This window comes from Streptomyces sp. NBC_01363 (assembly GCF_026340595.1).
Lineage (GTDB): Bacteria > Actinomycetota > Actinomycetes > Streptomycetales > Streptomycetaceae > Streptomyces.
In genome coordinates, this window is sequence record NZ_JAPEPF010000001.1 from 2,456,753 (window position 1) to 2,483,263 (window position 26,511).

Annotated in this window: 18 protein-coding genes and 1 pseudogene; 13 read left to right on the top strand and 6 right to left on the bottom strand. The window is 71.4% G+C overall.

Translation table 11 applies throughout. From position 1 onward, the window contains the following. Positions 1 to 82: 82 nt before the first annotated feature. Complete coding sequence (locus OG611_RS11515; protein WP_266418333.1) at positions 83 to 1,699, bottom strand: cation acetate symporter; 1,617 nt, start codon at positions 1,697 to 1,699, stop codon at positions 83 to 85. Beyond that, positions 1,696 to 2,100 (bottom strand): DUF485 domain-containing protein, encoded by a 405-nt coding sequence (locus tag OG611_RS11520; protein WP_266418335.1) that lies wholly within the window; start codon positions 2,098 to 2,100, stop codon positions 1,696 to 1,698. Before OG611_RS11520 ends, OG611_RS11515 begins: the two co-directional genes overlap by 4 nt. Before the next feature lie 525 nt (positions 2,101 to 2,625). On the opposite strand from OG611_RS11520, the gene OG611_RS11525 reads away from it, so the two are divergent. From OG611_RS11525 to OG611_RS11540, 4 genes and pseudogenes are all read left to right on the top strand, one after another. Then, positions 2,626 to 3,414 carry an ABC transporter ATP-binding protein gene (locus tag OG611_RS11525; RefSeq protein ID WP_266418337.1) on the top strand — a complete coding sequence of 263 codons (789 nt, stop codon included), beginning with the start codon at positions 2,626 to 2,628 and terminating at the stop codon, positions 3,412 to 3,414. Beyond that, complete coding sequence (locus tag OG611_RS11530) at positions 3,411 to 5,996, top strand: ABC transporter permease (protein WP_266418339.1); 2,586 nt, start codon at positions 3,411 to 3,413, stop codon at positions 5,994 to 5,996. The genes OG611_RS11525 and OG611_RS11530 overlap by 4 nt, the downstream gene beginning before the upstream one ends. A gap of 316 nt (positions 5,997 to 6,312) precedes the next feature. Further along, positions 6,313 to 9,855, top strand: a complete 3,543-nt coding sequence (gene mfd / locus OG611_RS11535) for a transcription-repair coupling factor (protein WP_266418341.1) — start codon at positions 6,313 to 6,315, stop codon at positions 9,853 to 9,855. Between the two features lie 73 nt (positions 9,856 to 9,928). Continuing rightward, positions 9,929 to 10,282, top strand: a pseudogene (locus OG611_RS11540) (UTRA domain-containing protein); the annotation flags it as partial. A gap of 55 nt (positions 10,283 to 10,337) precedes the next feature. On the opposite strand, the gene OG611_RS11545 reads toward OG611_RS11540, so the two are convergent. Then, positions 10,338 to 11,777: a DUF234 domain-containing protein gene (locus tag OG611_RS11545; protein ID WP_266418343.1), complete on the bottom strand. Its 1,440-nt coding sequence runs from the start codon at positions 11,775 to 11,777 to the stop codon at positions 10,338 to 10,340. A gap of 233 nt (positions 11,778 to 12,010) precedes the next feature. Here OG611_RS11545 and OG611_RS11550 point away from each other — a divergent pair, with 233 nt between their 5' ends. Further along, positions 12,011 to 12,766 (top strand): HNH endonuclease family protein, encoded by a 756-nt coding sequence (locus tag OG611_RS11550; RefSeq protein WP_266425768.1) that lies wholly within the window; start codon positions 12,011 to 12,013, stop codon positions 12,764 to 12,766. 73 nt (positions 12,767 to 12,839) lie between these two features. On the opposite strand, the gene OG611_RS11555 is transcribed toward OG611_RS11550, so the two are convergent. Both OG611_RS11555 and OG611_RS11560 read right to left on the bottom strand, forming a co-directional pair. Next, positions 12,840 to 13,571: a hypothetical protein gene (locus tag OG611_RS11555; protein ID WP_266418345.1), complete on the bottom strand. Its 732-nt coding sequence runs from the start codon at positions 13,569 to 13,571 to the stop codon at positions 12,840 to 12,842. Between the two features lie 52 nt (positions 13,572 to 13,623). Next, positions 13,624 to 14,472 (bottom strand): DUF4190 domain-containing protein, encoded by an 849-nt coding sequence (locus tag OG611_RS11560; protein WP_266418347.1) that lies wholly within the window; start codon positions 14,470 to 14,472, stop codon positions 13,624 to 13,626. A 235-nt stretch (positions 14,473 to 14,707) separates the two neighbouring features. Between OG611_RS11560 and OG611_RS11565 the strand changes: the two genes are divergently transcribed. From OG611_RS11565 to OG611_RS11575, 3 genes are all read left to right on the top strand, one after another. Beyond that, a complete protein-coding gene (locus OG611_RS11565) occupies positions 14,708 to 16,828 on the top strand; it encodes an N-6 DNA methylase (protein WP_266418349.1) in 2,121 nt (706 codons plus the stop codon). A 120-nt stretch (positions 16,829 to 16,948) separates the two neighbouring features. After that, positions 16,949 to 17,644 carry a hypothetical protein gene (locus tag OG611_RS11570; RefSeq protein WP_266418351.1) on the top strand — a complete coding sequence of 232 codons (696 nt, stop codon included), beginning with the start codon at positions 16,949 to 16,951 and terminating at the stop codon, positions 17,642 to 17,644. Then, positions 17,641 to 19,179: a serine/threonine-protein kinase gene (locus tag OG611_RS11575; RefSeq protein ID WP_266425770.1), complete on the top strand. Its 1,539-nt coding sequence runs from the start codon at positions 17,641 to 17,643 to the stop codon at positions 19,177 to 19,179. The genes OG611_RS11570 and OG611_RS11575 overlap by 4 nt, the downstream gene beginning before the upstream one ends. Before the next feature lie 13 nt (positions 19,180 to 19,192). Here OG611_RS11575 and OG611_RS11580 read toward each other — a convergent pair whose 3' ends face one another. Next, a complete protein-coding gene (locus OG611_RS11580) occupies positions 19,193 to 21,736 on the bottom strand; it encodes a YfhO family protein (RefSeq protein ID WP_266418353.1) in 2,544 nt (847 codons plus the stop codon). A 123-nt stretch (positions 21,737 to 21,859) separates the two neighbouring features. Here OG611_RS11580 and OG611_RS11585 point away from each other — a divergent pair, with 123 nt between their 5' ends. The 5 genes from OG611_RS11585 to OG611_RS11605 all read left to right on the top strand — a co-directional run bounded on the left by OG611_RS11585 (position 21,860) and on the right by OG611_RS11605 (position 26,464). Then, entirely contained in the window at positions 21,860 to 22,822 is a 963-nt protein-coding gene (locus tag OG611_RS11585; protein ID WP_266418355.1) for a glycosyltransferase family 2 protein, read from the top strand. Next, entirely contained in the window at positions 22,819 to 23,220 is a 402-nt protein-coding gene (locus OG611_RS11590; protein ID WP_266418357.1) for a GtrA family protein, read from the top strand. The genes OG611_RS11585 and OG611_RS11590 overlap by 4 nt, the downstream gene beginning before the upstream one ends. A 148-nt stretch (positions 23,221 to 23,368) precedes the next feature. Then, positions 23,369 to 24,025 (top strand): SurA N-terminal domain-containing protein, encoded by a 657-nt coding sequence (locus tag OG611_RS11595; RefSeq protein WP_266418359.1) that lies wholly within the window; start codon positions 23,369 to 23,371, stop codon positions 24,023 to 24,025. 46 nt (positions 24,026 to 24,071) lie between these two features. Further along, a complete protein-coding gene (locus OG611_RS11600; protein ID WP_266418361.1) occupies positions 24,072 to 25,046 on the top strand; it encodes a nucleoside triphosphate pyrophosphohydrolase in 975 nt (324 codons plus the stop codon). A gap of 92 nt (positions 25,047 to 25,138) precedes the next feature. Beyond that, positions 25,139 to 26,464, top strand: a complete 1,326-nt coding sequence (locus tag OG611_RS11605; RefSeq protein ID WP_266418363.1) for a cytochrome P450 — start codon at positions 25,139 to 25,141, stop codon at positions 26,462 to 26,464. Positions 26,465 to 26,511 lie beyond the last annotated feature (47 nt).

Here is a 26,511-nt window from a genome sequence, read left to right on the forward strand (position 1 = left end):
CACTCTCGATCGATCCGGAGTGTGCGGGGCTGTCGTCATGCCGCCTGGCGGCAGGGGGCCGTGGAGCGGGCGAGGGCCGGGCTCACTGGTGTGTCGGTGGGGCACCCGCCAGGATCCGGGGTTCCTCGCCCTGGTAGAGCCGGCGTGCCGCGGGGGCCGTGTGGCGGGGGAGGACCGTGCCCAGCCAGCCCGCCAGGAATCCGGCCGGGATGGAGACGAGCCCGGTGGTGGTGTACGGGAACCAGTTGAAGTCGTGGTCGGGGAAGACCGAGGTGGGTGAGCCGGAGACCAGGTTGGTGCCGGTGATCAGCGCCAGTGTGGTGAGGGTGCCGACGATGAGGGTGCAGAGCAGTCCGGCGCGGGTGAAGCGCCGCCAGAACACGCTGTAGACGAGTGCCGGGGCGAAGGCGGACGCGCCGACGCAGAACGAGAGCGTCGCCAGCGCCTGTACGTTCCAGTGCCTGGCCACGACGGCGAGAACGGTGGCGAGCAGTCCGACGACGATCGCCGAGATCTGTGCCGTACGCATCTCGGACAGGCCCGGCAGCGGCTTGCGGTCCGGGTCGCGCACCCCGTGCAGGCCGTGCGCGAAGAGGTCGTGGGCGAGGGAGTTGGCGCAGGACAGGATCATTCCGGCGACCGAGGCGAGCAGGGTCAGGAAGATCGCCGTCGTCATCGTCGTGATGACCAGGGCCCCCATCCGCGTACCGTTCGCGACCTCGCCGCTGATCTGGAGGATCGCGCTGTTCCCGGACGCCCCGGCGGCGGTGATGACGTCGTGGCCGACGAGGGCCCCCGCGCCGAAGCCGATCACGACGAGCAGCAGGCAGATCGCGGCGACCACGCCGACCGCCCAGGACATCGAGCGCCGGACGGCCTGGGTGGAGCGGGCGCTCGACATGCGCATGGCGACGTGCGGCAGGCAGGCGGCGCCGAGCACCACGGTCAGTTCGGAGCTGACCATGTCGAGTCCGCTGCCGTCGAACTGGAGCCCCGAGCGCAGATACGCGGCCCCCGCGCCGCTGCTCTGCCGGGCGGCGGAGAGCAGCGAGTCGGTGTTCCAGTCGAACCGGTTCATGATCAGTACGGCGATGGTGAAGGCGGCCACGAAGAGGACCACGGTCTTCACGATCTGGATCAGTGAGGTGCCCTTCATCCCGCCGATCGCCGCGTAGCCGATCATCAGGGTGCCGAGCCCGATGATGGCGCCGGTGCGGAATCCCGAGGTGTCGAATCCCAGGATGAAGGCGAGTAGATCGCCGCTGCTGGCGAGCTGGACGACCATCATCGGAACGAGCGCGGCGAGGGTGGCGGCGCAGGCGGTGATGCGGACCGCGCGGCCGGGGGCGCGGCGTACGAGCAGGTCGCCCATGGTGAACCCGCCCGTGTTGCGCAGGGGTTCGGCGAGCAGGAACATCAGCAGGACGAGCGAGAGGGTGATGCTCAGGGCGAGGATCATCCCGTCGTAGCCGGTGAGGGCGATGATGCCGGTGGTGCCGAGCACCGTGGCCGCGGAGAGGTAGTCGCCCGCGAGGGCGAGGCCGCTCTGCAGGGGCGAGAGCGAGCGGGAGCCGGTGTAGAACTCGTCGAGGTCGTCGCGGTCCGGGCCGGTCATCACGCAGAGCAGCAGAGCCACGGTGCCCACGGCGAGGAAGGCGACCAGGGACATCGACTGCGCGGAATTGTTGAATCCGTTCACCGCGCCGCTCCCGCTCTTCGGATCCGGGCGGCGAGCGGGTCGACCGTGCGCCGTGCGGTCCGCTCGTACACCACGATGGCGAGCACCGTCACGGGGAGCTGGCAGAGCCCCAGGGCCAGGCCGAGGTTGAGGCCGCCGAACAGGGGGACGTCCATCAGCTCCTTGGCGAATCCGGAGAGCAGCAGGAAGGCCACGAAGTAGCCGAGTGCGGTGAGGGTCGCGATGCGCCGCAGCAGTCGGTACGCGGTGCGCAGCCGGCGCAGGTCGCTGTGGCGGCCGGGGGCGGTTGCGGGAGCGTCGGTCGGGCTCGGCGGCCGGTCGGGCGGTGCCTGTTCCGAGCTCTGCCAGGGGAGCAGATAGTCGGGGTGGTGGGGGGAGAGGGGCGGGTTTCCGTGCGACATCGGGGTGCTGCTCCTTGCGTGGCTCGGGTCCTGGTCTGGACGGCAAGGCAGGAGTGCGGGGTGCGGTCGGAAGCGCGAACATTACTCGTGGGTACGGTAGTTGGGGAGAGGGTGGCCTGAATTACCCAGGGTAATGGCTTAGTTGCGTGCGGCCCCGTGAATGGAAGGTGGCGGCCGGGCGTGAAGCGGGCCCCGGTCGCCCCGGCCGGTACACCCTTGGGTCCAGCCCCTGATACAGGACTCCACCCAGGGGTCGAGACCCTTAGGGGGAGCTCCTTACATCTGGCCAGGGACGGTTCCTCCCGGCGGAGGACGTGGCGGCGGGGGCTTGTTCCTTAGCGTGTTCCTACACCGCGAAAAGCGGCCGAATCCCACCGCGGACGCGGTCGGGCACGGGGGGCGGGGGGTGGGGAAAACCCCACCCGAGAACTGCGCCGGGCACCAGTGCGCCGGATCCGCTCCCGACACCAGACTCTGTACGCGCACCGACGCATTCCCAACACTGACCGACATAGGAGATAAACCGTGACAACGGCTGTAACCATTCCCAGGCACGGGGGCACTGGAAGGCGTACGGCCGTCGCTGCGCGAGCACGGCAGGTCGTCAAGGCGTACGGGGCGGGGGAGACCCGGGTCGTCGCGCTCGACCATGTCGACGTGGACATCGCCCGCGGGCAGTTCACCGCGATCATGGGCCCGTCCGGCTCCGGCAAGTCGACCCTGATGCACTGCCTGGCCGGCCTGGACACCGTGAGCTCGGGACAGATCTTCCTCGACGAGACCGAGATCACCGGGCTCAAGGACAAGAAGCTCACCCAGCTCCGCCGGGACCGGATCGGCTTCATCTTCCAGGCGTTCAACCTGCTCCCCACGCTCAACGCGCTGGAGAACATCACGCTGCCGATGGACATCGCGGGCCGCAGACCGGACGCCGCATGGCTGCGGCAGGTCGTGGAGACCGTCGGTCTCGCCGAGCGGCTCAAGCACCGGCCCACCGAGCTCTCCGGCGGCCAGCAGCAGCGCGTCGCGGTGGCCAGGGCGCTCGCCGCCCGGCCGGAGATCATCTTCGGCGACGAGCCCACCGGCAACCTGGACTCGCGGGCCGGCGCCGAGGTGCTGAGCTTCCTGCGCAGGTCGGTCGACGAGCTGGGCCAGACCATCGTCATGGTCACCCACGACCCGGTGGCCGCCTCCTACGCGGACCGGGTGCTGTACCTCGCCGACGGACGCATCGTCGACGAGATGCACAACCCGACGGCCGACCAGGTCCTCGACCGGATGAAGGACTTCGACTCGCGCGGGCGGACGTCATGACCGTCTGGAAGACATCGAGGCGGAATTTCTTCGCCCACAAGGGACGCATGGCGCTCTCCGCCGTCGCGGTCCTGCTGTCGGTGGCGTTCGTGTGCGGCACGCTCGTCTTCACCGACACCATGAACACCACGTTCGACAAGCTCTTCGCCGCGACCGCGGCCGATGTCACGGTCAGCCCGAAGGAGCCCAGGGAGGACAACCGGCTCCCGGGCAACGGCAAGCCCGTCACGATCCCCGCGTCCGCCGTCGGGCAGGTCGCGAAGGCCACCGGCGCGAAGGCGGCCGAGGGCGCGGTCTCCAGCATGTCCGTCACCGTCGTCGACAGCCACGACAAGAACATGGGCTCGACCTCGGGCGCCCCGACGATCGCGGGCAACTGGACGAGGAACGACCTGCGTTCGATGGAGATCTCCTCCGGTCACGCGCCGCGCGGCCCGACCGAGGTGATGGTCGACGCCGACACCGTCGAGAAGCACCACCTCAAGCTCGGCGACGAGCTGCGCACCATCACCGCCAACGGCGACATCAAGGCCGCGATCAGCGGCATCGCCACCTTCAAGGTCACCAACCCCGGTGCCGCGGTCGTCTACTTCGACACCGCCACCGCGCAGACCAAGCTGCTCGGCAGGCCCGACGTCTTCAGCCTGATCTCCGTCACCGCCGAATCCGGCGTGGCCGACGAGCAGTTGAAGAAGAACATCGCCACGGCGCTCGGCGGCCACTCCACGTACAAGATCCAGACGCAGAAGGAGGCCGCGGACGCCAACAAGGACTCGATGGGCTCCTTCCTCGACGTCATGAAGTACGCGATGCTCGGCTTCGCCGGGATCGCCCTCCTCGTCGGCATCTTCCTGATCGTCAACACCTTCTCGATGCTGGTCGCCCAGCGCACCCGCGAGATCGGCCTGATGCGGGCCATCGGCTCCAGCCGCAAGCAGGTCAACCAGTCCGTGCTGATCGAGGCGCTGTTCCTCGGCGTCGTCGGCTCGCTCCTCGGCGTGGGCGCGGGCGTCGGCCTCGCCGTCGGCCTGATGAAGCTCATGGGCGCCATGGGCATGGAGCTCTCCACCGAGGACCTCACCGTCGCCTGGACGACCCCCGTGGTCGGCCTCGTACTCGGCATCGTCGTCACCGTCGTCGCCGCGTACTTCCCGGCCCGCCGGGCCGGGAAGGTCTCCCCGATGGCCGCCCTGCGCGACGCCGGAACCCCGGCGGACGGCCGCGCGGGTCGGGTCCGGGCCGCGATCGGCCTGGTCCTCACGCTCGCCGGCGGCGCCGCGCTCCTCACCGCGACGAAGGCCGACAAGTCGAGCGAGGGCTCGCTCCTCCTCGGTGTGGGCGTGCTCCTCACCCTGATCGGCTTCATCGTGATCGGCCCGCTGCTGGCCGGCTTCGTGGTCCGGGTGCTGAGCGCGGTCATGCTGCGGATGTTCGGCCCCGTGGGACGGCTCGCCGAGCGCAACGCCCTGCGCAACCCGCGCCGCACCGGAGCGACCGGCGCCGCCCTGATGGTCGGCCTGGCCCTGGTCGCCTGCCTCTCGGTGGTCGGCTCCTCCATGGTCGCCTCGGCCACCGAGGAACTCGACAAGTCGGTCGGCGCGGACTTCATCGTCCAGCCGGCCGGCGGCGACGGCGCACCGATCGTGGCCCAGGCGGCGAAGGCCCTGACGACCGTGCCGGACATCGAGCACCTCACCAACTACAAGATGGTGGGCGCCCGGCTGACCGCCCCCGACGGCACCACCGAGGACGGGGGCCTGGTCGCAGCCGACCCCTCGTACAAGGACGACGTCCGCCGCGAGACGGTCTCCGGCGAGCTGGCCGCCGCGTACGGCAAGGACGCCATGTCGGTCGGCGAGACGTACGCCACCGAGCACCGCGTCGAGGTCGGTGACCGGATCACCGTCGCCTTCAAGGGCGGCGAGACCGCGAAGCTGAAGGTCGCCGCGATCACCTCGGACGACGTGAACATCGACAAGGGCCGGATGTACGTCAACATCGCGACCGCCGCGCGGTACGTCCCCGCCGACGCCCTGCCGCAGAACGTGGCCATGTTCGCGAAGGCCGTGGACGGCAAGGAGAAGGAGGCGTACGCCGCCCTCAAGAGCGCCCTGGCCAAGTACCCGCAGTACGAGGTGAAGAATCAGGCCGACTTCAAGCAGCAGCTGAAGGACCAGATCGGCCAGCTGCTGAACATCGTCTACGGCCTGCTGGCGCTCGCGATCATCGTCGCCGTCCTCGGCGTGGTGAACACCCTGGCCCTGTCGGTGGTCGAGCGGACCCGCGAGATCGGCCTGATGCGCGCCATCGGCCTCTCCCGCCGCCAGCTGCGCCGGATGATCCGCCTGGAGTCGGTGGTCATCGCGGTCTTCGGCGCCCTGCTCGGCCTCGGTCTGGGCATGGGCTGGGGCACCGCGGCCCAGAAGCTGCTGGCCCTGGAGGGCCTCGGCGTCCTGGAGATCCCGTGGCCGACGATCCTCACGGTCTTCGTCGCCTCGGCCTTCGTGGGCCTGTTCGCCGCCCTGGTCCCGGCGTTCCGGGCGGGCCGGATGAACGTCCTGAACGCGATCGCCACGGATTAGCGCGGGCGACGGCCGACGTAGGATGACCGAATCCGGCCCCGGGGTGTTCCTCCAAACACCCCGGGGCCGGATTCGTGTGTCCGGGACGTCGCCCCGAGGCCGGGTTCCTGCGGTGCGGTGTCCGGCACGCCGCCCCGGGACACCCCGCCGGGCCGGATTGCGGGCGCGGCTGTCACACCGGAGTCGTACGCTGGGAACCCCCGACCCGTGCGACGTGTCGGGCGCTTCGCGTTGCCCTTCGCGTTGCTCTTCGTGTAGCCCCCTGGCAGCAGCCGGCTGCCGGACCTCGCCCTCGTTACCCGGACGGAAGCCCTTCATGAGCCTGCACGGTCTGCTGGATGTTGTCGTACGTGATCCGGCGCTCGAAGACGCGGTGAAGGCCGCCGGCGACGGCCACCGCATGCATGTCGACCTCGTCGGCCCGTCCGCCGCCCGCCCCTTCGCCGTCGCCGCGCTGGCCCGCGAGACCGGGCGGACCGTGCTCGCCGTCACCGCGACCGGCCGGGAGGCCGAGGACCTGGCGGCCGCGCTGCGCACCCTGCTGCCGCCGGACACGATCGCCGAGTTCCCGTCCTGGGAGACCCTGCCGCACGAGCGGCTCTCGCCCCGCTCCGACACCGTGGGCCGCCGCCTCGCCGTGCTGCGGCGGCTGGCGCACCCGAGGAAGGACGACCCGGAGACCGGCCCGGTCTCCGTCGTCGTCGCGCCGATCCGTTCCGTGCTCCAGCCGCAGGTCAAGGGGCTCGGCGACCTGGAACCCGTGGCGTTGCGCATCGGACAGAGCGCCGACCTCGGCAAGACGGTCGACGCGCTCGCGGCGGCCGCGTACTCCCGGGTCGAACTGGTCGAGAAGCGTGGCGAATTCGCCGTGCGCGGCGGCATCCTGGACGTCTTCCCGCCGACCGAGGAGCACCCCCTTCGGGTGGAATTCTGGGGCGACGACGTCGAGGAGATCCGCTACTTCAAGATCGCCGACCAGCGGTCGCTGGAGATCGCCGAGCACGGGCTGTGGGCGCCGCCCTGCCGCGAGCTGCTGCTCACCGACGAGGTGCGGGAGCGGGCCGCCGCCCTCGCCGAACAGCACCCGGAGCTGGGCGAGCTGCTCGGCAAGATCGCCGAGGGGATCGCGGTGGAGGGCATGGAGTCCCTCGCCCCGGTCCTCGTGGACGACATGGAGCTGCTGCTCGACGTGCTGCCGAAGGGTTCGATGGCGCTGGTCTGCGACCCGGAGCGGGTCCGCACCAGGGCCGCCGACCTGGTCGCCACCAGCCAGGAGTTCCTCCAGGCCTCCTGGGCGGCCACCGCGGGCGGTGGCGAGGCCCCGATCGATGTCGACGCGGCCTCGCTGTGGGGCATCGCGGACGTCCGGGACCGGGCCCGCGAGCTGGAGATGATGTGGTGGTCGGTCTCCCCGTTCGCCGCCGGCGAGGCCGACGAGGCCGGCGAGGACACCGACACGCTCAAGCTCGGCATGCACGCCCCGGAGGCGTACCGCGGCGACACCGCCCGCGCGTTCGCCGACACCAAGGGCCGGCTCGCCGACGGCTGGCGCACGGTGTACGTCACCGAGGGCCAGGGCCTCGCCTCCCGCACCGTCGAGCTGCTGAGCGGCGAGGGCATCGCCGCCCGCCTCGACCCGGACCTGGCGGAGATCTCCCCGTCCGTCGTCCACGTCTCCTGCGGCGCGATCGACCACGGCTTCGTCGACCCGGCGCTGAAGCTCGCCGTGCTCACCGAGACGGACCTCACCGGCCAGCGCACCGCCACCAAGGACCTGGGCCGGATGCCGGCCCGCCGCCGCAAGACGATCGACCCGCTGACGCTGGAGACCGGCGACTACATCGTCCACGAACAGCACGGCGTGGGCCGCTACATCGAGATGGTGCAGCGCACGGTGCAGGGCGCCACCCGCGAGTACCTCCTCGTCGAGTACGCCCCGGCCAAGCGCGGTCAGCCGGGCGACCGCCTGTACATCCCGACCGACCAGCTGGAACAGGTCACCAAGTACGTCGGCGGCGAGGCCCCCACCCTGCACCGGCTCGGCGGCGCGGACTGGACGAAGACCAAGGCGCGCGCCAAGAAGGCCGTCAAGGAGATCGCCGCCGACCTGATCAAGCTGTACTCGGCCCGGATGGCGGCCCCCGGCCATGTCTTCGGCCCCGACACGCCCTGGCAGCGCGAGCTGGAGGACGCCTTCCCGTACGCGGAGACGCCCGACCAGCTGTCCACCATCGCCGAGGTCAAGGAGGACATGGAGAAGTCCGTCCCGATGGACCGGCTGATCTGCGGCGACGTCGGCTACGGCAAGACGGAGATCGCGGTACGGGCGGCGTTCAAGGCGGTCCAGGACGGCAAGCAGGTGGCCGTGCTCGTACCCACCACCCTGCTGGTCCAGCAGCACTACGGCACGTTCACCGAGCGCTACTCCCAATTCCCGGTCAACGTAAGGGCGCTGAGCCGCTTCCAGTCGGATTCCGAGTCCAAGGTGACCCTCGAAGGGCTCCGCGAGGGCTCCGTCGACCTGGTCATCGGCACCCACCGCCTCTTCTCCTCCGAGACCCGGTTCAAGGACCTGGGCCTGGTCATCGTCGACGAGGAGCAGCGCTTCGGCGTCGAGCACAAGGAACAGCTGAAGAAGCTCCGCGCCAACGTGGACGTCCTCACCATGTCCGCGACGCCGATCCCCCGTACGCTCGAAATGGCCGTGACCGGCATCCGCGAGATGTCGACGATCACCACGCCCCCCGAGGAGCGCCACCCGGTCCTCACCTTCGTCGGCCCGTACGAGGAGAAGCAGATCGGCGCGGCCATCCGCCGCGAACTGCTCCGCGAGGGTCAGGCGTTCTACATCCACAACCGCGTCGAGTCGATCGACCGCGCCGCCGCCCGGCTGCGCGAGATCGTCCCGGAAGCCCGTATCGCGACGGCCCACGGCCAGATGTCCGAACAGGCCCTGGAGCAGGTGGTGGTGGACTTCTGGGAGAAGAAGTTCGACGTCCTGGTCTCCACGACGATCGTCGAGTCCGGCATCGACATCTCCAACGCCAACACCCTGATCGTGGAGCGCGGCGACAACTTCGGCCTCTCCCAGCTCCACCAGCTGCGCGGCCGTGTCGGCCGGGGCCGCGAACGCGGTTACGCGTACTTCCTCTACCCCCCGGAGAAGCCGCTCACCGAGACGGCCCACGAGCGCCTGGCCACGATCGCCCAGCACACCGAGATGGGCGCGGGCATGTACGTGGCGATGAAGGACCTGGAGATCCGCGGCGCCGGAAACCTCCTGGGCGGCGAACAGTCCGGCCACATCGCGGGCGTCGGCTTCGACCTGTACGTACGCATGGTGGGCGAGGCCGTCGCCGACTACCGGGCCTCCCTCGAAGGCGGCGTGGAGGAGGAGCCGCCCCTGGAGGTCAAGATCGAGCTCCCGGTCGACGCCCACGTCCCCCACGACTACGCCCCCGGCGAGCGGCTGCGCCTCCAGGCGTACCGCGCCATCGCCTCCGCCAACACGGAGGACGACATCAGGGCCGTCCGCGAGGAACTCACCGACCGCTACGGCAAGCTCCCCGAACCGGTCGAGAACCTCCTCCTGGTCGCCGGCCTGCGCATGCTGGCCCGCGCCTGCGGCGTCGGCGAGATCGTCCTCCAGGGCCCGAACATCCGGTTCGCCCCGGTGGAGCTGCGTGAATCGCAGGAGCTGAGGCTGAAGCGCCTCTACCCGAGGACGGTCATCAAGCCGGCCGTCCACCAGATCCTGGTCCCCCGCCCCACCACGGGCAAGGTCGGCGGCAAGCCGGTCGTGGGCCGCGAACTGCTGGCTTGGACGGGGGAGTTCCTCACTACGATCCTGGGGTCGTGAGGGGAGAATTCGCGCCCGTGCGGTACGCCGTGCGGCAGGCCGGGCGCGGGAGTCGGCTGCGGAGGGGAAGTGCATGGGCGCCAGTGAATGGGTCAGCACCTCGGTGCCGTATCTCGCCGCGCCTCCCGGAGCCCAGGGTGACGTGTGGGCCGGGGAGGCCGCAGCGGAGGGGCGCCGGGGCAGTCCGGGGCGGGGCGGGGCGGTCAGGCTTCTGGCGGACCTGGGGCACGTCGGTGTGCGGGTGCGCGAGGACGTGACCGCGAGGCCGGCGACCGACCACGAGCGGGAGCAGTTGGGACTCGCGGCCGGTGAACCCGTGCTGCGACTGACCCGGCTCACGCCGGACGACGCGGACCGTCCGATTCAGGTCGACATCATGGCCATGCCGCCACGGCGCCAGAAGCTGCGGTACGAGATCCGGATCGGGCGACTGCGCCCGGACCCGAAGCGGAGGGACCGGATCGGGGGCGCGCCCGCACTCCTCATGCGCGCCAGGCGGCCAGCAGATCCGCAGGGGTGAGTGTCAGATCCGGGTGCACGCCGTCCTCGATCCCTGCCGGGCACACCGCCAGCAGCGGGGCCGCCGACGCGTTCGGTACGGCGGATCGGGCCTCGGCGAGGCGGGAGAGGTCGCGGTCGCTGAAGCGCTTGGTCTCACGCCACTTGACCGAGCCGAGGAGGAGCGTGCGCTTCCCCGAGGCGGCGGGGACGACGATGTCGTACTCCTGGCTGTTGTCACGGTTCCACCAGCTCCCCACCTGCCCGGCGTTCTCCAGCCCCGGTAGCTCCGGGCTGAGCCGGTACACCGCCTCCTGGACGAGTGGCTCGACGGCGCGGCCCCGCCAGCTCGGCCAGCCCCGGTCGAAGGCGGCGCGGGCGATGTCCGCCCGGCCGCGGGCGATGTGGGCCTGCTGTTCCTCGACGAAGCGGAACCAGAAGCGCAGGTACGGGTCGTTGATGCGGTAGCGCCGCAGCCTGCTGTTCGCGGGCGTGCCCACCGGTACGTCGACGCTGACCACCCCCTTGTCGGCGAGGACCTTTATGGCCCTGGTGACCGCTGTGTGCGCGGCGCTTCCTTCCTCGGGAAGCCTTCCGACGACTTGGGTGAAGGTGCTGACTCCGATGTCGGCCCCCCCCATCGCGGACAGGACGCGCCGTGCCTGCTGCGCGTCGGGGAACTCGGCGTCAAGGGACCGCTGCCCCATCACGGCCAGATCGCTGTTCTCGTCACCGAGCTGTTCGTGCACGAACGCCCGGGTGCTGTGCGCGCGTGCGCGGTCCAGCACGAGGCGTGGGTAGCCCCCGGTGATGAGCGCGGTGTCGAAAGCGGCCAGCGGGTCCCCTCCACTGCCCAGGGCCTCGGCGCATTCGGCGGGGTCGAAGGGGGCGACAGTGGTGCTCCTGGCCCGGCCGTAGAGCGGCCTGTCGTGCTCGGTCAGCCGCTCCATCATTCCGACATCGGAGCCGATCAGTACAAAGAGAACGGGAGTGTTCTCCAGCTGGCGGTCCCAGGCGTTCTGGAGCTGCCCCTCCAGGGTCGGATCCGCCGCGGCAGCCCACGGGAACTCGTCGATGACGACGACGGAGGGGGTGCTGCGACAGGCGACGGCGATCCTGCCCAGTGCGTCCCGCCAGTCGCTGGGGGGAGCGGAGAAGAGGGAATCGGCATCGGCGAGCGGGGTCGTCGAGGTGTGCAGCTCGGCTGTGAGGGTCTGGAGCTGGGTGGCGGGCGGTGCGTTCTTCACCGCGGAGAAGTAGAGGTACGGCAGTCCCGACTGCTCGACGAAGCGTGTGAAGAGCCGGGACTTCCCCACCTGCCGACGGCCGCGTACGGCGAGCAGCTGTCCCGTTCCGGACTCCCGGATGCGCAGTGTGCGGCGTTCCAGATCAGCGAGCGTGCGTTGACGGCCGTAGAAGCCCATGCGTCTGCCTTCCGGGGCTGGAGGGAGCGTGTATGAGGGAATCATACATCTAGGTAACGTACATGAATGTATGTTAAGTGGTTCGGTGGCCCGGACGGTGTGATTCAGGCCGCAATCGCCCGGACCATCGGCATGTGCATGTCCGCGAGGAGAAGGCGTCCGTAGGATTCCCGGGTTCGGCTTTCTCCCCGTCAGGACGGTTTCGAGTGATATCTCCCCGCGCTTACCGAGTGATGCTGCCCACCCTCAGCGTGGCGGCGGTGCTGGCCCTGGCCGGCTGCGACCCCGAGAGCGCGTCCTCCGGGACCGGACGGCAGGGCGGCGGCTCGGACGGCGGCGGGCAGGCCGTCACCGGGTTCGGGGCCAGCCCGCTCGACAACGCCGACGGTACGAAGCCGGGGCTCGCGCCGCTCACCTCCGAGGCGGACCGGGCGGCCGGGCGGAAGGTCATCGAGAAGGTGGCGACGAAGGGGCGGGGGCCGAAGACCGGTTACGCGCGGGACAAGTTCGGCTACGCGTGGAAGGACTCGATCGACGGGATACCGCTCGCGAGGAACGGCTGCGACACCCGTAACGACCTCCTCGCCCGGGACGGCAAGGACGTGAAGTTCCGGTCCGGTTCGGACTGCGTGGTCGTGGCGATGACCCTCAAGGACCCGTACACCGGCTCGACCATCGACTGGCGCAAGCAGCAGGCCACCAAGGTCCAGATCGACCACGTCATGCCGCTCTCGTACGACTGGCAGATGGGCGCCGCGCGCTGGAACGAGGCCAAGCGGCAGCAGATCGCCAACGACCCGCTCAACCTCATCCCGGTGGACGGGCCGGCCAACAACGCCAAGCGCGATTCGGGGCCGGCTTCCTGGCTGCCGCCGTACAAGCCGGTCCGCTGCTCGTACGCGGTGCGGTTCGCGCAGGTGTCCCTGAAGTACGAACTGCCGGTCACCGCCGCCGACAAGACGGCGATGCTGGAGCAGTGCGGCGGGTGAGCGGGGGAGTCCGGGGTGCGCAGAACCCGCCCGGGAGCGGGGCGGGTTCTGTGGCCTGAAGCGTTCGGGGAGTTCAGGGCTTCGGCTTGTTCGCCGTGAACGGCTCGTCGAATTCTGAGAATTCGACTGTCACGGGGGCGGTGCGGTCGGTGTCCCTTCCCGATGTGCCGTGCGGGAGGGGCGGGTTCAGGCGCAGCTTGAGCAGGAAGGGTTTGCCGTCGGTGGCGATGTCCGCCGTCCACTTTCCGTCGTCCGTCCTGCCGGTGACGGTCAGGGCGGGCGTGCCGGAGCCGGGTGCGGTCGTCCGGCCCTTGCGGGCCGTTCCGCTCTTCGGCGCGAGGAGGCCGAGGAAGGTCTCCCGGTCGCAGTAGCGTTCGGCCAGTTCCGCGTGCCGGTCGGCGGTGGTGGGCTTCAACCAGCGGCCGGTGAGCTTCCTGGCCTGCGAGGCGGAGGCTGATCGCAGCATCGCGGCGTCCGACCGGGTGCGGACCGTGCCGCCCGTCCGTACCAGTTCCATGGTGCCCGCCGCGCCCATGGAGAGCGTGACCGTGCACTCTCCCCTGATGTCCGTGGCGACGTACGCCTCGACCGGGCCCTCGGGGGAGGTCGTCTCCACCGTCATGCGTACCGACTTGGCGGCCCGGGTCGCCGCGAGGGCCTTGTTGACGACCTCGGGGGCGGTCAGCCGGGCGTAGGGGGCGGTGGCCTCGGGTGCGTCGTCCGGAAGCATTCCGCAGGCCGTGGCGAGGGCGAGGGTGGTCGCGGCGCTCAGGGTGGCTGCCGAGGCGCGGGCGAGAAGGCGCATGGTGGTCGGCTCCGGTCTCTCCGGCTCGTTCTGTCCGGTCCCAGATGGACGGTCAGAGCTTCAGGTCCCACTGCGAGGCGTCGTACGTAAAGCCGGGGTTGACCTCGACGGCCAGGTTCTTGGCGTCCGCCGGGGCGTCGAAGGCGAACTGGACCGTGACCTTCTTGCCCGGCAGGACCGTGCCGCTGAAGCCCGCGCCCACCTTGTTGTCGAAGATCTGCTCGGCGTCCACACCGTCCTGGCCGGCCCGCGCCGAGACGCTGACGAGCGCGGCGTCGAACTTCTCCTTGCCCGCGTTCTCGATGACGACGGCGACCCGGTAGGCCTTCTGTCCCTTGGTGTGTCCGGCGGCGTAGGCGTCCGGGGTGTACGAGGTGGCGTCGCCGACCGTGACCGTCAGATCGTCGTCGTACACGGCCGAGTCGCCCGCCTCCAGCGCCTTGCCCGTGTCCTTCTTCTCCGCGCCGCCCTTGTCCGTGCCCCCGCCCTTGGCGGAGTCGCCGCCGGGCTTCGGCTTCGCGGAGGCCGCGGTGTCCGACACCGCCTTGTTGAGGTCGTTCACGGCGTCGTCCACGGCCTTGAAGGTGATCACCGCACCCACCACCGCGAGGATCAGCGAGATCAGGCCGAGCGCGGCGCCGAAGGTGGTCATCCCCTTGTTGGTGGCCTCGCCGCGCTTCGCGCGGCCCCGGCCGGCCAGACCCAGGACCAGGGCGATGAGGCCGAGGATGCCCGCCAGCCAGAACAGGAACGGGATCAGGCCGGACACGGCGCCGATGACACCCAGGACGAGGGCGGCGACGCCCAGTCCGTTACGGGCCGGGCGCATGCCCGGCATCTGGGCGGGGGCGTACGGCTGCTGGGGCTGCGGGGACTGCGGCGGCTGCGTGAACTGGGACATGGCTGTGCCCTCCGGCAAAACAGAGATGGGTGGTGAGCGGATTCGTGCGTCGTGCTCGTGCATCGCTCGCTGTCGTGCGGCGATGGATCAATAACAGCAGAGCTTGTGAACCGAGTCAACACGGTTCACGGTGGATGGGTTGATGCACGCTGTGAATCGATGCCGTGCGAACCGGGTCGGTATGCTCGCCGACAAGCCAGTACCGGGACGAGCGCCAGGACCAGGGAGACAGTCAGTGCCGGAGAACTCGACAGAGGTGACCGCGGCCGGGATCGCACGGCTGGCGGGGGTGGGGCGCGCCGCGGTCAGCAACTGGCGCCGCCGCCACGCCGACTTCCCCAAGCCCGTCGGCGGCACCGAGACGAGCCCGTCCTTCGCACTGCCCGAGGTCGAGCAATGGCTTCGCGACCAGGGGAAACTCGCCGAGGTCCCGCTGCGGGAACGGGTCTGGCAGCAGCTCGCCGGGCACCCGGCCGGCGCGGTCCCCGCCCTGGTCCACACCGGCTGCGCCCTGCTGCTCCTGCGGACCTCCCCCAAGGTCTGGCCGGAGATCACCGCCGCGTCGGACGAAGGGATGGCCGGCGTGCTCTCCCTCGCCGTCGACAAGGTGCTCACCACCCGCTTCGGACCGGCGGCGGAAGCCGGCCGGGCCGTTCACGCCCCGAGCCCCGCCGAACTGCTCCCGTCCGTTCCGCTGCTCCGCGCCGCCGCCGAACTCGCCGCCGGGACCGGGGTCCAGGAGACCTTCGAGTTCCTGCTCGGCCGTCAGCTGGATGCCAACCCGCGCCAGTACACCCTCACCCCGCCCGGACTCGCCGAACTGATGGCCGCCCTGGTGGAGACGGGGGAGCGGCCCGCCCGCACGGTCCTCGATCCGGCCGCGGGCACCGGCGCGCTGCTGCGTGCCGTCGGTCGGCCGGCCGCCCTGTACGCCCAGGAGACCGACCCCGACCTCGCCGCGCTCACCGCGCTGAGGCTCGCCCTGCACACCGACACCGGCTGCGCCCTGGCGGCACGGACCGCCGACACCCTGCGCGCCGACGCCTTCCCGCAGCTCGCCGCCGACGCGGTGCTCTGCCACCCGCCGTTCAACGAACGCAACTGGGGCCACGACGAGCTCGCCTACGACCCGCGCTGGGAGTACGGCTTCCCGGCCCGTACCGAGTCGGAACTCGCCTGGGTCCAGCACGCCCTGGCCCATCTGCGCGAGGGCGGCACCGCCGTCCTGCTGATGCCCCCGGCCGCCGCCTCGCGCCGCTCCGGCCGCCGGATCCGCGCCGATCTGCTGCGCCGCGGCGCCCTGCGCGCCGTCATCGCGCTCCCGGCCGGCGCCGCACCCCCGTACGGCATCCCGCTCCACCTCTGGGTGCTCCGCAAGCCCGGCAGCGGTCGGCACCCCTCGCCCGAACTGCTGTTCGTCGACACCGCCGAACCCGCCGAATCGCCTTCGGCGGGCCCGGCGGCGACCGCCCCCGCGGGCGGGCGCGACCGGCTCGACTGGCAGGCGGTGCACGGTGCCGTGCTCGACGCCTGGCAGTCCTTCGACGACGCGGGAAGCCCCGGACGGGAGGGCCGGACCGAGCCGGGCCACCCGGCCTCGGCCCGCCCCGGCCGCGCCGTACCCGTCATCGAACTCCTCGACGACGACGTGGATCTGGCCCCCGCCCGCCATCTGCCGCCACCGGCCGCCGCGGGCGGACCCGCCGAGCTGATGCGGGTACGGGAGCGGCTCACCGAGACGCTCGGCCTCACCGGCACCCTCACCCCGGTGGCCGTGACCCTCTCCGAACCGGCCCACTGGCCGCTCACCACCGTCGGTGAACTCGCCCGTGCCGGCGCCCTCCAGCTCCGCACCGGCGGTTCCGGCACCGGCCCGGGGCCCGTCCTCACCGAACACGACGTCCTCGGCTCCACCGCCCCTTCGGGAAGCCTGCCCGTCGACGGGCCCGCAGAGGAGCCGGTCCTCGTCGAACCGGGCGATGTCGTCGTCCCCGTGCTCGGCGGCGGCTCCGTCGCCCGCGTCGTCGACGACGCCACAGCGGGGGCCGCACTGGGCCGCAACCTCCAGCTGCTGCGCCCCGATCCGGCCGCCCTCGACCCCTGGTTCCTGGCCGGCTTCCTGCGCGGCACCGCCAACAACCGCCAGGCCAGCAGCTACGCCTCCACCGCCACCCGGCTGGACGCCCGCCGCCTCCAACTGCCCCGGCTGCCGCTCGCGGAGCAGCAGCGGTACGGACAACGGTTCCGTGCCCTGGCCGAGTTCGAGGACGCCCTGAGGCTGGCCGGCCGGCTCGGCGGACAGCTCGTCCAGGGGATGTACGACGGGCTGACGGACGGCACGGTCGCGCCGGAGTGAGCTGAACCACAGCCGATCCGTACAACCCGGGGCCGGTTGTCGGTGTCGCCCTCTACGCTCGGATCTGCGCACACGGAGCGTGTGCGCGGATGTTCAACGACCAGGTCTCCAGGAGCAGCCATGTACGCCCCGGGTCATCCGCCGACGCCGCCGCGCCGGGTTCCCAGCCGGGCCTGGATCGTCTCCATGCGGGTGCTGTTCGTCGTGCTCCTGGTGGGCTCGCTCGGACTGCTGCTGTGGAGTCCGTTGCTCCGGCTCGCGATCGTGCGCCGCCGGGCGTCCGACTGGTGGCTGACCGGGGCCGGGTTCGTCTTCGTCTGCGTGCTCCTGCCGATCCTCGGCCGGGACGGCAACGACGAACCGACCGGCATCGACAACGTCCTCATCCCGCTGCTGCTGGTGGTGATGCTGGGGTCGGTCGCGTATTACCTGGTCGGGGACGTCCGCCACTACGAACGGCTGACGAAGCAGCACCGGATGGGCGGCCACGCGGCCGCCCATCCGGTGCCGGGGTACGGATACGGGTACCAGTACGCGCCCACGGCGCCGATGCGGATGTCCGCGGCCGCGCCCGCGCCTACGCCCACGACCGCTCCTGGTCCTGCTCCTACGCCCGCGCCCGTCCCGTCGCCGCCCATGCCCGCACAGCAGCCGCCCGCCGCGCCCCAGCCGCAGCTTCAGCTCCAACCCCAGCCGTCACCCCAGCCCCAGCCGGACCCCGCGCCCCACCCGCACCCCCGCCCCCACCGCATCGACCAGGTCCGCGCCGAGCTCGACGAGTTGAGCGACTACCTCCGCAAGGAGGAGGGACGCTGAGCGGACGAGTCATCGGCGGGCGGTACCAACTGGCAACCATCCTCGGACAGGGCGGCATGGGCCAGGTCTGGACGGCCTACGACCAGCGCCTGGACCGCCGCGTCGCGGTGAAGCTGCTCCGCCCCGACCGGGTCACCGGCCCCATCGGCAGCGAGGCCGCGGGCGAGCTGCGCCGCCGCTTCGTCCGCGAATGCCGGGTCACCGCGCAGGTCGACCACCCCGGCCTGGTCACCGTCCACGACGCCGGCAGTGACGGCGACGACCTGTTCCTCGTCATGCAGTACGTCGAGGGCGCCGACCTCGCCGACCATCTCGCCGAGCACGACCCGTACCCCTGGCAGTGGTCCGTCGCGGTCGCCGCCCAGCTCTGCGCCGTCCTGTGCGCCGTGCACGCGGTGCCGATCGTCCACCGCGACCTCAAGCCCCGCAACGTGATGGTGCGCCCGGACGGCACCGTCACCGTCCTCGACCTGGGCGTCGCCTCCGTCCTCGACACCGACACCACCCGGCTCACCCACACCGGTTCGCCGATCGGCTCCCCGGCCTACATGGCCCCCGAGCAGGCGATGGGCGGCGCCGTCGGCCCGTACACCGATCTGTACGCCCTCGGCGTGCTCCTCCACGAACTGCTCAGCGGCGACGTGCCGTTCGCCGGGTCCACCGCCCTCGGTGTGCTGCACCGCCATCTCTACGAGCCGCCGGTCCCGGTCCGCCGGATCAGGCCCGACATCCCCGAGCCGCTCGAAGCGCTGGTGCTGCGGCTGCTGGCCAAGGACCCGCAGCACCGGCCGTCCGGTGCCCAGGAGGTGTACGAACACCTCGCCCCGCTGCTCCCCTCGCCGGGCACCGGGCTCTGCGCCGGACCGCTGGACCCGACCCGCCCGTTCCTGCGCCCGCACGCCCCGTGGCCCGACCGGGCCGCCGCCCCGCCCCCGCCACCGGCCCCGCCCGCCCCCGCGGCGGCCCGGCCCGATGTGGCCGCCGCCGTCGACGACGTCAAGAAGCTGCTCGGCGAGGGCCGGATCACCCAGGCCGTGGACATCCTCGGCTCGATCCTCCCGGTCGCCGCCGAACAGCACGGCGAGGACTCCGCCGTGGTCCGCATCCTGCGCAAGCAGTACGCGGCGACGCTGATGGACGACGGCCAGTACCGCCGCGCCCTGCCCGAGCTGCGCCGCCTCGCCGACGACCGCGCGGCGGAGGCCGGCCCGGCCGACGCGCAGACACTCCAGTTCCGCTACGACGCGGCCCAGTGCCTGGAGCAGCTCGGCGAACCGGCCGCCGCGCTCGCGGAGTACCGAGCGGTCCTCCCGTACTACGAGAACCACCGCGCCACGGGCGGCGACCCGGCCCGCTTCTTCGAGATCCGCAACCGCATCGCACACCTGCTGCTCGCGCTCGGCGACCACGTGACGGCGCGCGTGCAGCTCCAGGCGCTGCTGTACGACGCCGAGCGGGCCTACGGGCCTCACCACCCGCTGCCGGTGGAGCTGCGCCGTCGGCTCGATCGCCAGGTGGAGGTGCGGGGCGGCTGACCACCGGCCCCGGTCAGGCGTCCACGGGTTGCGGAGTCTCGGCCTGCCGCGGAGCCCGGTCGGGCCAGTGCGGCCCGGCCCCCGCGCCCCGTCGCCGCCGGTACACGAGCACCGCCCCGCCGAGCACCAGAACGGTGAGCGCGCCCGCCCCGGCCAACGCGCCCGCCCGCAGGCCCGGGGGCCGGAACGTGCAGTCGACCGCCGTGCCGCGGGCCGGGGCCGGGGTGGCGACCAGGCCCAGGTAGCTGTCGGCGGGGCGGCCCTGGCAGCGCCAGCCCGCGATCCGGGGCGCGGCGATCACGACCGTTCCCGTGGTGCCGGGCGGCAGTTCGGCCCGGATGCCGTGGTCGGTGACGTGGACCGTGGCCGCGCCGGTGCGCTTCAGTCCGGCGACCGCCGAGGACAGCCGGGCCCGGTCCAGACAGCCGATCGCCCGATGCGGCACGGTCCCGGCGCGCACCGGGGTCAGCGTGACCCGCACGCTCCCGGCCCCGCCGACCGTGCCCAGGTGCTGCATCGCGGCCCGCCTGGCCGGCAGCTGCCCCTTGAACTCGACCTCCGGACCGTCGCCGAGCCGTGCCCAGCCGAACATGTCGGGCGACCACAGATATGCCTCGGTGCCCGCCGGACAGGCGGCGGTCAGCGTGTACGTGCCGCGTCCCACCCGGTAGTCGTACGCCGCCTTGTCGGCCACCGCGTCGCCGTCCGCCGTCCGCAGCACCGTCGTCGGGACCGTGTAGACCTGCGAGCCGAGCAGCTGCTCCTGGTTCCGGAACGGTGAACGGCCGTACGGCACCGGACCGCCCGGCCGGCGCACCGTCACCAGCGGCGGTGTCTCGGCACGGCTCACCGTCACCGGCCGGTCGTCCGGGAGGTTCGCCCCCTGGTGCGGATCGCGCGGCCCGCGCACCCGCGCGCCGACCGAGAAGACCGCGTCCGTGACCGGGTTGTCGAGGCTCTGCACGGCCCGGCCGTTCGATGTCCACCCGCCGCCGAGCGCCCGCATCGTGCGGGTCAGCACGGCGGGCGTGTGGCTGCTGTAGTACGCGCCGCCCTGCCCGCCCACCAGCAGCGGATCGTTCGCGGTGGTCTGCTCCCGGCCGGGGTCCGTGCGATAGCCCGGCCAGCCGTCGGCGCCCGCGACCACGGCCGCCTGGGTCCGCTGCCGTTCGCCCCAGGGCGCGTAGTCGTCGAGCCGGTTCAGCCGCTGCCGGTCGAAGTACGCGGTGGACGCGGCGGCCTGCCCGGCCTGTGCGCCGATCAGCAGCACGGCGGCCAGCGCCGCGAGCCTCCGGCCCCGCCCGACCAGCACCAGAGCGCAGGCCGCGGCCACCAGCCCCACCGCGAACAGCGGATACGTCCACCCGGTGACCAGGTCGCTGAAGCCGGCCCCGGCCGCGAGCACCACCAGGACCACGACCCCGCCGAGCTGCGCCCGCCGCCCCGGCCAGTCGTAGGAGACCGAGACCCAGGCGGCGATCACCACCAGCCCGGCCAGCACGAACGTCTGCCGGTACGGACTGCCGTTGGGCGTGGTGAAGGCATGCCAGAGCAGATGCGTGGGGCCCCACTGCAACGACAGTGCGACCCCGGCGACCAGCCCCGTCCACGCCCACCGCTCGCGCCCCGGCACGGACCGCTGGAAGGCCAGCGCACAGGCCAGCAGCAGGGTGCCGGTGCCGAGGAAGAGGGCCGGGGTGAAGAAGCTGTACGTGGCGGGCAGCAGCCGGGCGAGCACATCGGGCCATGCGGCGGGCGCGAACGGACGGTCCCAGCCCGGGTAGGCGTGCTTGGTGCCCAGGTAGACGGGGAGCAGGACGGGCGCCGAGAGCCCGACGCCCACCCCGACTGTGCAGACGGCCCGCACCAGCCCCCGGACCACCGTCCGCCGGTCGTCCCGCTCGGTGAAGAGCCGGACGGCCAGCACCAGGGCGGCACCGAGCGTCGCCATGTACGCCGTGTAGAAGTTGGCCGCCCACACCACCGCGACGAGCAGCGGCCCGGCGATCCGGTGCCGTCCCGTACGGGCCCACTCGGCGACCAGGCAGAGCAGCGGCAGGGCGACCAGTCCGTCCAGCCACATCGGGTTGTACGAGGCCTCGGCGACCGACCAGCCGCACAGTGCGTACGAGGCGCCGAGCGCCCCGGCCGCCCACCAGCGCCCGCCGCGCAGCGTCAGCAGGAACACGGCCATCAGCGCCGCCGCCGACGCCATCTTCAGGACCGTGACCACATAGACCGCGAGATCGATCCGGTCACGCGGGAAGACCCCGACGAGCAGGGCGAACGGGCTGGTCAGATAGGTGCCGAGATCCGGCAGGAAGCTCGTCCCGTACCCGGAGGACCAGTTGAGCAGCAGCCCGCCGTCGGCATTCCCGTGCAGCAGGTCCCACAGCCGGGCGTGGAACGGCACGAACTGATTGCCCAGGTCGTTGACGCTGCGTGTGTGCGGCCCGAACGGGAAGACGCGCGCCACGGCGTCACCCGCACAGACTGCGGCGACGGTGAGCAGCGCGGCGAGCGAGCCCGCGCGCAGGCGGGGACGGGAAGTCGGCATACGCAGGAATATGCCAGCTTCGAACGCTCAAACCCGCGCCGAATTAGGTCAGTTCACTTGATGGACGCCCATCGGTCACGTGCTGCATCGGGTTCCGACATCTGGCCGCGCTGATGTACATCCGTGCTGATCTCTCTGGTGGTGCCTTGTTTCAACGAGGAAGAGATCCTCGAACGCTTCCATGAACGCGTCACGGACGAAATGGCCGGGCTGGGACATGAATTCCAGCTGGTGTTCGTCGACGACGGCAGCGCGGACCGGACCCTGGTGATCCTCCAGGAGTTGGCCGCCGCCGACCCGCGGGTCCGCTATGTCTCCTTCAGCCGGAACTTCGGCAAGGAGGCCGCCATGCTGGCCGGCCTCCAGCACGCCGAGGGCGACGCCGTGGTCATCATGGACGCCGACCTCCAGCACCCGCCCGAGCTCGTGGGCCGGATGCTGGAGGAACACGCGCAGGGCCACGACCAGGTGATCGCCCGCCGCACCCGCAAGGGCGACCGCGTCACCCGCACCCTCAGCGCCCGCGCCTACTACTGGCTGATCAACCGCCTGGTGGACGTGGAACTGGTCGACGGCGTCGGGGACTTCCGGCTGCTGTCCCGCCGCACGGTCGACGCCGTACTGGAACTCACCGAATACAACCGGTTCTCCAAGGGCCTTTTCGCCTGGGTGGGATTCCGTACGACGACCTTCAACTACGAGAATGCCGTCCGCGAACAGGGCAGTTCCGCCTGGACCTTCGGAAAGCTGCTCAATTACGGTCTCGACGGGCTGCTGTCCTTCAACAACAAACCGCTGCGCGCCGCGCTCTACTTGGGCATGCTGCTGCTGTCGGTGGCCTTCGCCTATGCGGCGTGGATCGTCGGGGTCGCCCTGGTGCAGGGGGTGGACACCCCCGGCTATGTCACCCTTCTCGTCGTGGTCACCGCACTCGCCGGGGTCCAGATGGTGATGGTCGGGGTGGTCGGCGAGTACGTCGGCCGTATCTACTACGAGGTGAAGCGACGCCCGCACTTCCTGGTGAAGGCCACGAACACCGGGGCGCCGCAGAAGATTCGGGAGCCCCAGGAGTTCGTACGCCGATGACGGTCACCGCACAGATGGCCCGATTCGCCCTCGTGGGAGTGGTGAACACCGGCACGTACTACGGCTGCTACCTCGTCCTGCTGACGTGGCTGCCCTATATCGCCGCCCATGTGATCGCGTTCGCGCTGAGCATGATCGGCTCCTTCTTCCTGAACTCCTGGTTCACCTACCGGACCCGGCCCACCTGGCGGAAGTTCCTGCTCTTCCCGCTCACCAACGCCGCCAACTTCGTCATCACGACCGGCGGTGTCTATCTGCTGGTCGATCTCGCCGGGTTCAGCAGCCGGTACGCGCCGCTGGTCGCGGCCGCGGCGGCGATCCCGATCACCTTCGTCGTCTCGCGCACGATCATGCTGCGACCGGACACCCCGGCCCCGTCGGTCGAACGCGTGCCCTGAGCCCCGCCGGGCGGCCCCGGGCGGGCCCATATCCCCAACTCCTTCCGAATCGTTGGTCGAATCGGTGGCCCCAGCCACGTCCACTGCCTAACATCGATCACCGCAAGGTCTTGTGCACTGATGCACAAAGTCTCCCCGGGAGGTTCCTTTGCACCGCCGCCGTCGCACCGCGCTCACCGTCTCCGCCGCCCTGCTCGCCGGCGCCCCACTTCTGACCGCCTGTGGCAGCGAGGCCCACCCGGGCGCCGCGGCCGTCGTCGGCGGGGACCGGATCGAGGTCTCCATGCTGCAGAGCCAGGTGGCGGCCGTACGCGAGGCCCAGCGCGATTCGAAGGACGCCTCCCAGCTCATCGACAAGTCCGGGCAGCTCAGCCGGGTCAAACTGCAAACCATGATCTTCGACCGGGTGCTGGACCGGGCCGCGCAGGACGCGGGCGTGAGGGTCAACCGCAACGAGATCCAGCAGATGCGCAGGACCGCGGCGGCCCAGTCCGGCGGGGAGGCGCAGCTGCGGACGGCGATGCTCCAGCGGGGCTGGGTCGCCCCCGGCCAGATCGACGCCGTCCTGCGCGAGCAGGTCCAGCTGACGAAGCTGGCCCAGGCGCTCGGCGCCGACCTGCAGCAGCCCGCCGGTCAGCAGGCCGTCGGCGAGGCGCTCGGCAAGGCGTCGAAGGCACTGCGCGTCGACGTCAATCCGCGCTACGGCACCTGGGACAGCAAGCAGACCCAGCTCGCCGACTACAAGGCCCCCTGGATCACCCAGGTCACCAAGCCGGCCAGCGCGGACACCGAGGCCGGCGCCTGACCGGCCGCGGAACGGGCGACGCGAACGACCGAGGTAGATTCGAACGGTGAACGCTGAAGACCCCGGCCGTATCGTTCTGCTCACCGCCAGCCACCGCGTCGCGCCCGGACTCCTGTCCTGGCCCGCCTGGCAGGCGCTGCACGCCGCCGACCGGGTGCTCTGCGCCGAGCCGGACCACCCGCAGCTGCCTTATCTGCGCGAGGCGGGCGTCACCGTCGAGCACTCCGTGTCCACCGCGCAGGAACTCGTCGACGGCTGTGCGGGCGGCCGGACCGTCGTCGTCCTCGCGGGCGGCGAGGGCGACCGGCCACTGACCGACGGTCTGGCCCGGCTCGCCGGTTCGGGCCGGGTGCGGATGCCCGACCTGGAGCTGCTGCCCGGTTCGTACGACCTGCCGGGCGCCCGGCTCCTCGATCTGGTCCAGGTCATGGACCGGATCAGGCTCGAATGCCCGTGGACCTCGCAGAAGACCCACAAGGGCCTCGCCAAGTACGCCATCGAGGAGGCGTACGAACTCGTCGAGGCGATCGAGGACGGCGACCGCGACGAACTGCGCGAGGAACTCGGCGACGTACTCCTCCAGGTCGTCTTCCACGCCAGGATCGCCGAGGAAGGCCGCCCCGAGGACGGGGCGGAGCCGTTCTCCGTCGACGACGTGGCCGCGGCCCTCGTCGAGAAGCTGATCCACCGCCACCCGCACGTCTTCGGCGACGAGAGCGCCGAGACCCCGGAGGACGTGCACGCGCACTGGCTGCGGACCAAGGCCATCGAGAAGCAGCGCGACTCGGTCACCGACGGAGTCCCGCTCGGCCAGCCCGGTCTGGCCCTGGCGGCGAAGCTGGCCGGCCGGGTCCGTACCGCGGGGCTCGACGTGCCGCTCCCCACCGGCGACGGCATCGGCTACGAGCTCCTCGCCCTCGCCGTACGCGCCGAGCAGGACGGTATCGACCCCGAGGCCGCACTGAGGGCCGCGGGCCGCGCCTACCGCGACGCCATCAGGACGGCGGAGGGCAACGCCTAGCCCCGGAAGGCAACGCCTAGCCCCGGAGGGCGACGACGGACCGTGCCGGAGGGCGCCGGATGACATCCGGGGGCAACGGATAACGTCGGGGGGTGAACCACAGCCCCGCCGACCGTCCCGCCGACCACCCCACCGATCAGCCCGCCGCCTGCCCCGTCGGCGCACCCGAACTCTTCACCTGGGAGTTCGCCACCGACCCGTACCCGGCGTACGCCTGGCTGCGCGAGCACAGCCCCGTGCACCGAACCGCACTGCCCAGCGGTGTCGAGGCCTGGCTCGTGACCCGGTACGCGGACGCGCGGCAGGCGCTCGCCGACTCCCGGCTCTCCAAGAACCCGGCGCACCACGCCGAGCCGGCGCACGCCAAGGGGAAGACCGGCATCCCGGGCGAGCGCAAGGCCGAGCTGATGACGCATCTGCTGAACATCGACCCGCCCGACCACACCCGGCTGCGCCGCCTCGTCTCCAAGGCGTTCACCCCGCGCCGGGTCGCCGAGTTCGCCCCGCGCGTACAGGAACTGACGGACCGCCTCATCGACCGTTTCATCGAGGAGGGGAAGGCGGACCTCATCCACGACTTCGCCTTCCCGCTCCCCATCTACGCGATCTGCGATCTGCTCGGTGTCCCGCCCGAGGACCAGGACGACTTCCGGGACTGGGCGGGCATGATGATCCGCCACGGCGGCGGTCCGCGCGGCGGGGTGGCCAGATCGGTGAAGAAGATGCGCGGCTATCTCGCCGAACTGATCCACCGCAAGCGGGAGAACCCGGGGGACGACCTGATCTCCGGGCTGATCCGGGCCAGCGACCACGGCGAGCACCTCACCGAGAACGAGGCCGCGGCCATGGCCTTCATCCTGCTCTTCGCCGGATTCGAGACGACGGTCAACCTCATCGGCAACGGGGTCTACGCGCTGCTGCGCAACCCCGGGCAGCGGGAACGGCTCCAGCACTCGCTCGACTCGGGGGAGAGCGGGCTGCTGGAGACCGGGATCGAGGAACTGCTGCGGTACGACGGCCCGGTGGAGCTGGCCACCTGGCGGTTCGCCACCGAAGCGCTGACGCTCGGCGGGCAGGACATCGCGGCCGGGGACCCCGTGCTCGTGGTGCTCGCCGCGGCCGATCGCGACCCGGAGCGCTTCGAGGACCCCGACACGCTCGACCTCGCACGGCGTGACAATCAGCACCTCGGATACGGGCACGGCATCCACTACTGCCTGGGAGCGCCGCTCGCCCGGCTGGAGGGACAGACCGCGCTCGCCACGCTTCTGAACCGCCTTCCGGACCTGCGGCTTGCGGTGGAACCTACCGATTTGCGGTGGCGTGGCGGGCTCATCATGCGTGGACTTCGCACGCTCCCCGTGGAGTTCACGCCGGGGCCCGCGACCACCGGAAGTGACGCTCCGTCAGTTCTGTGACTTTCACGTGATCTGCGCTGCATCGACTTGTGACGCGCGTTCGAGTC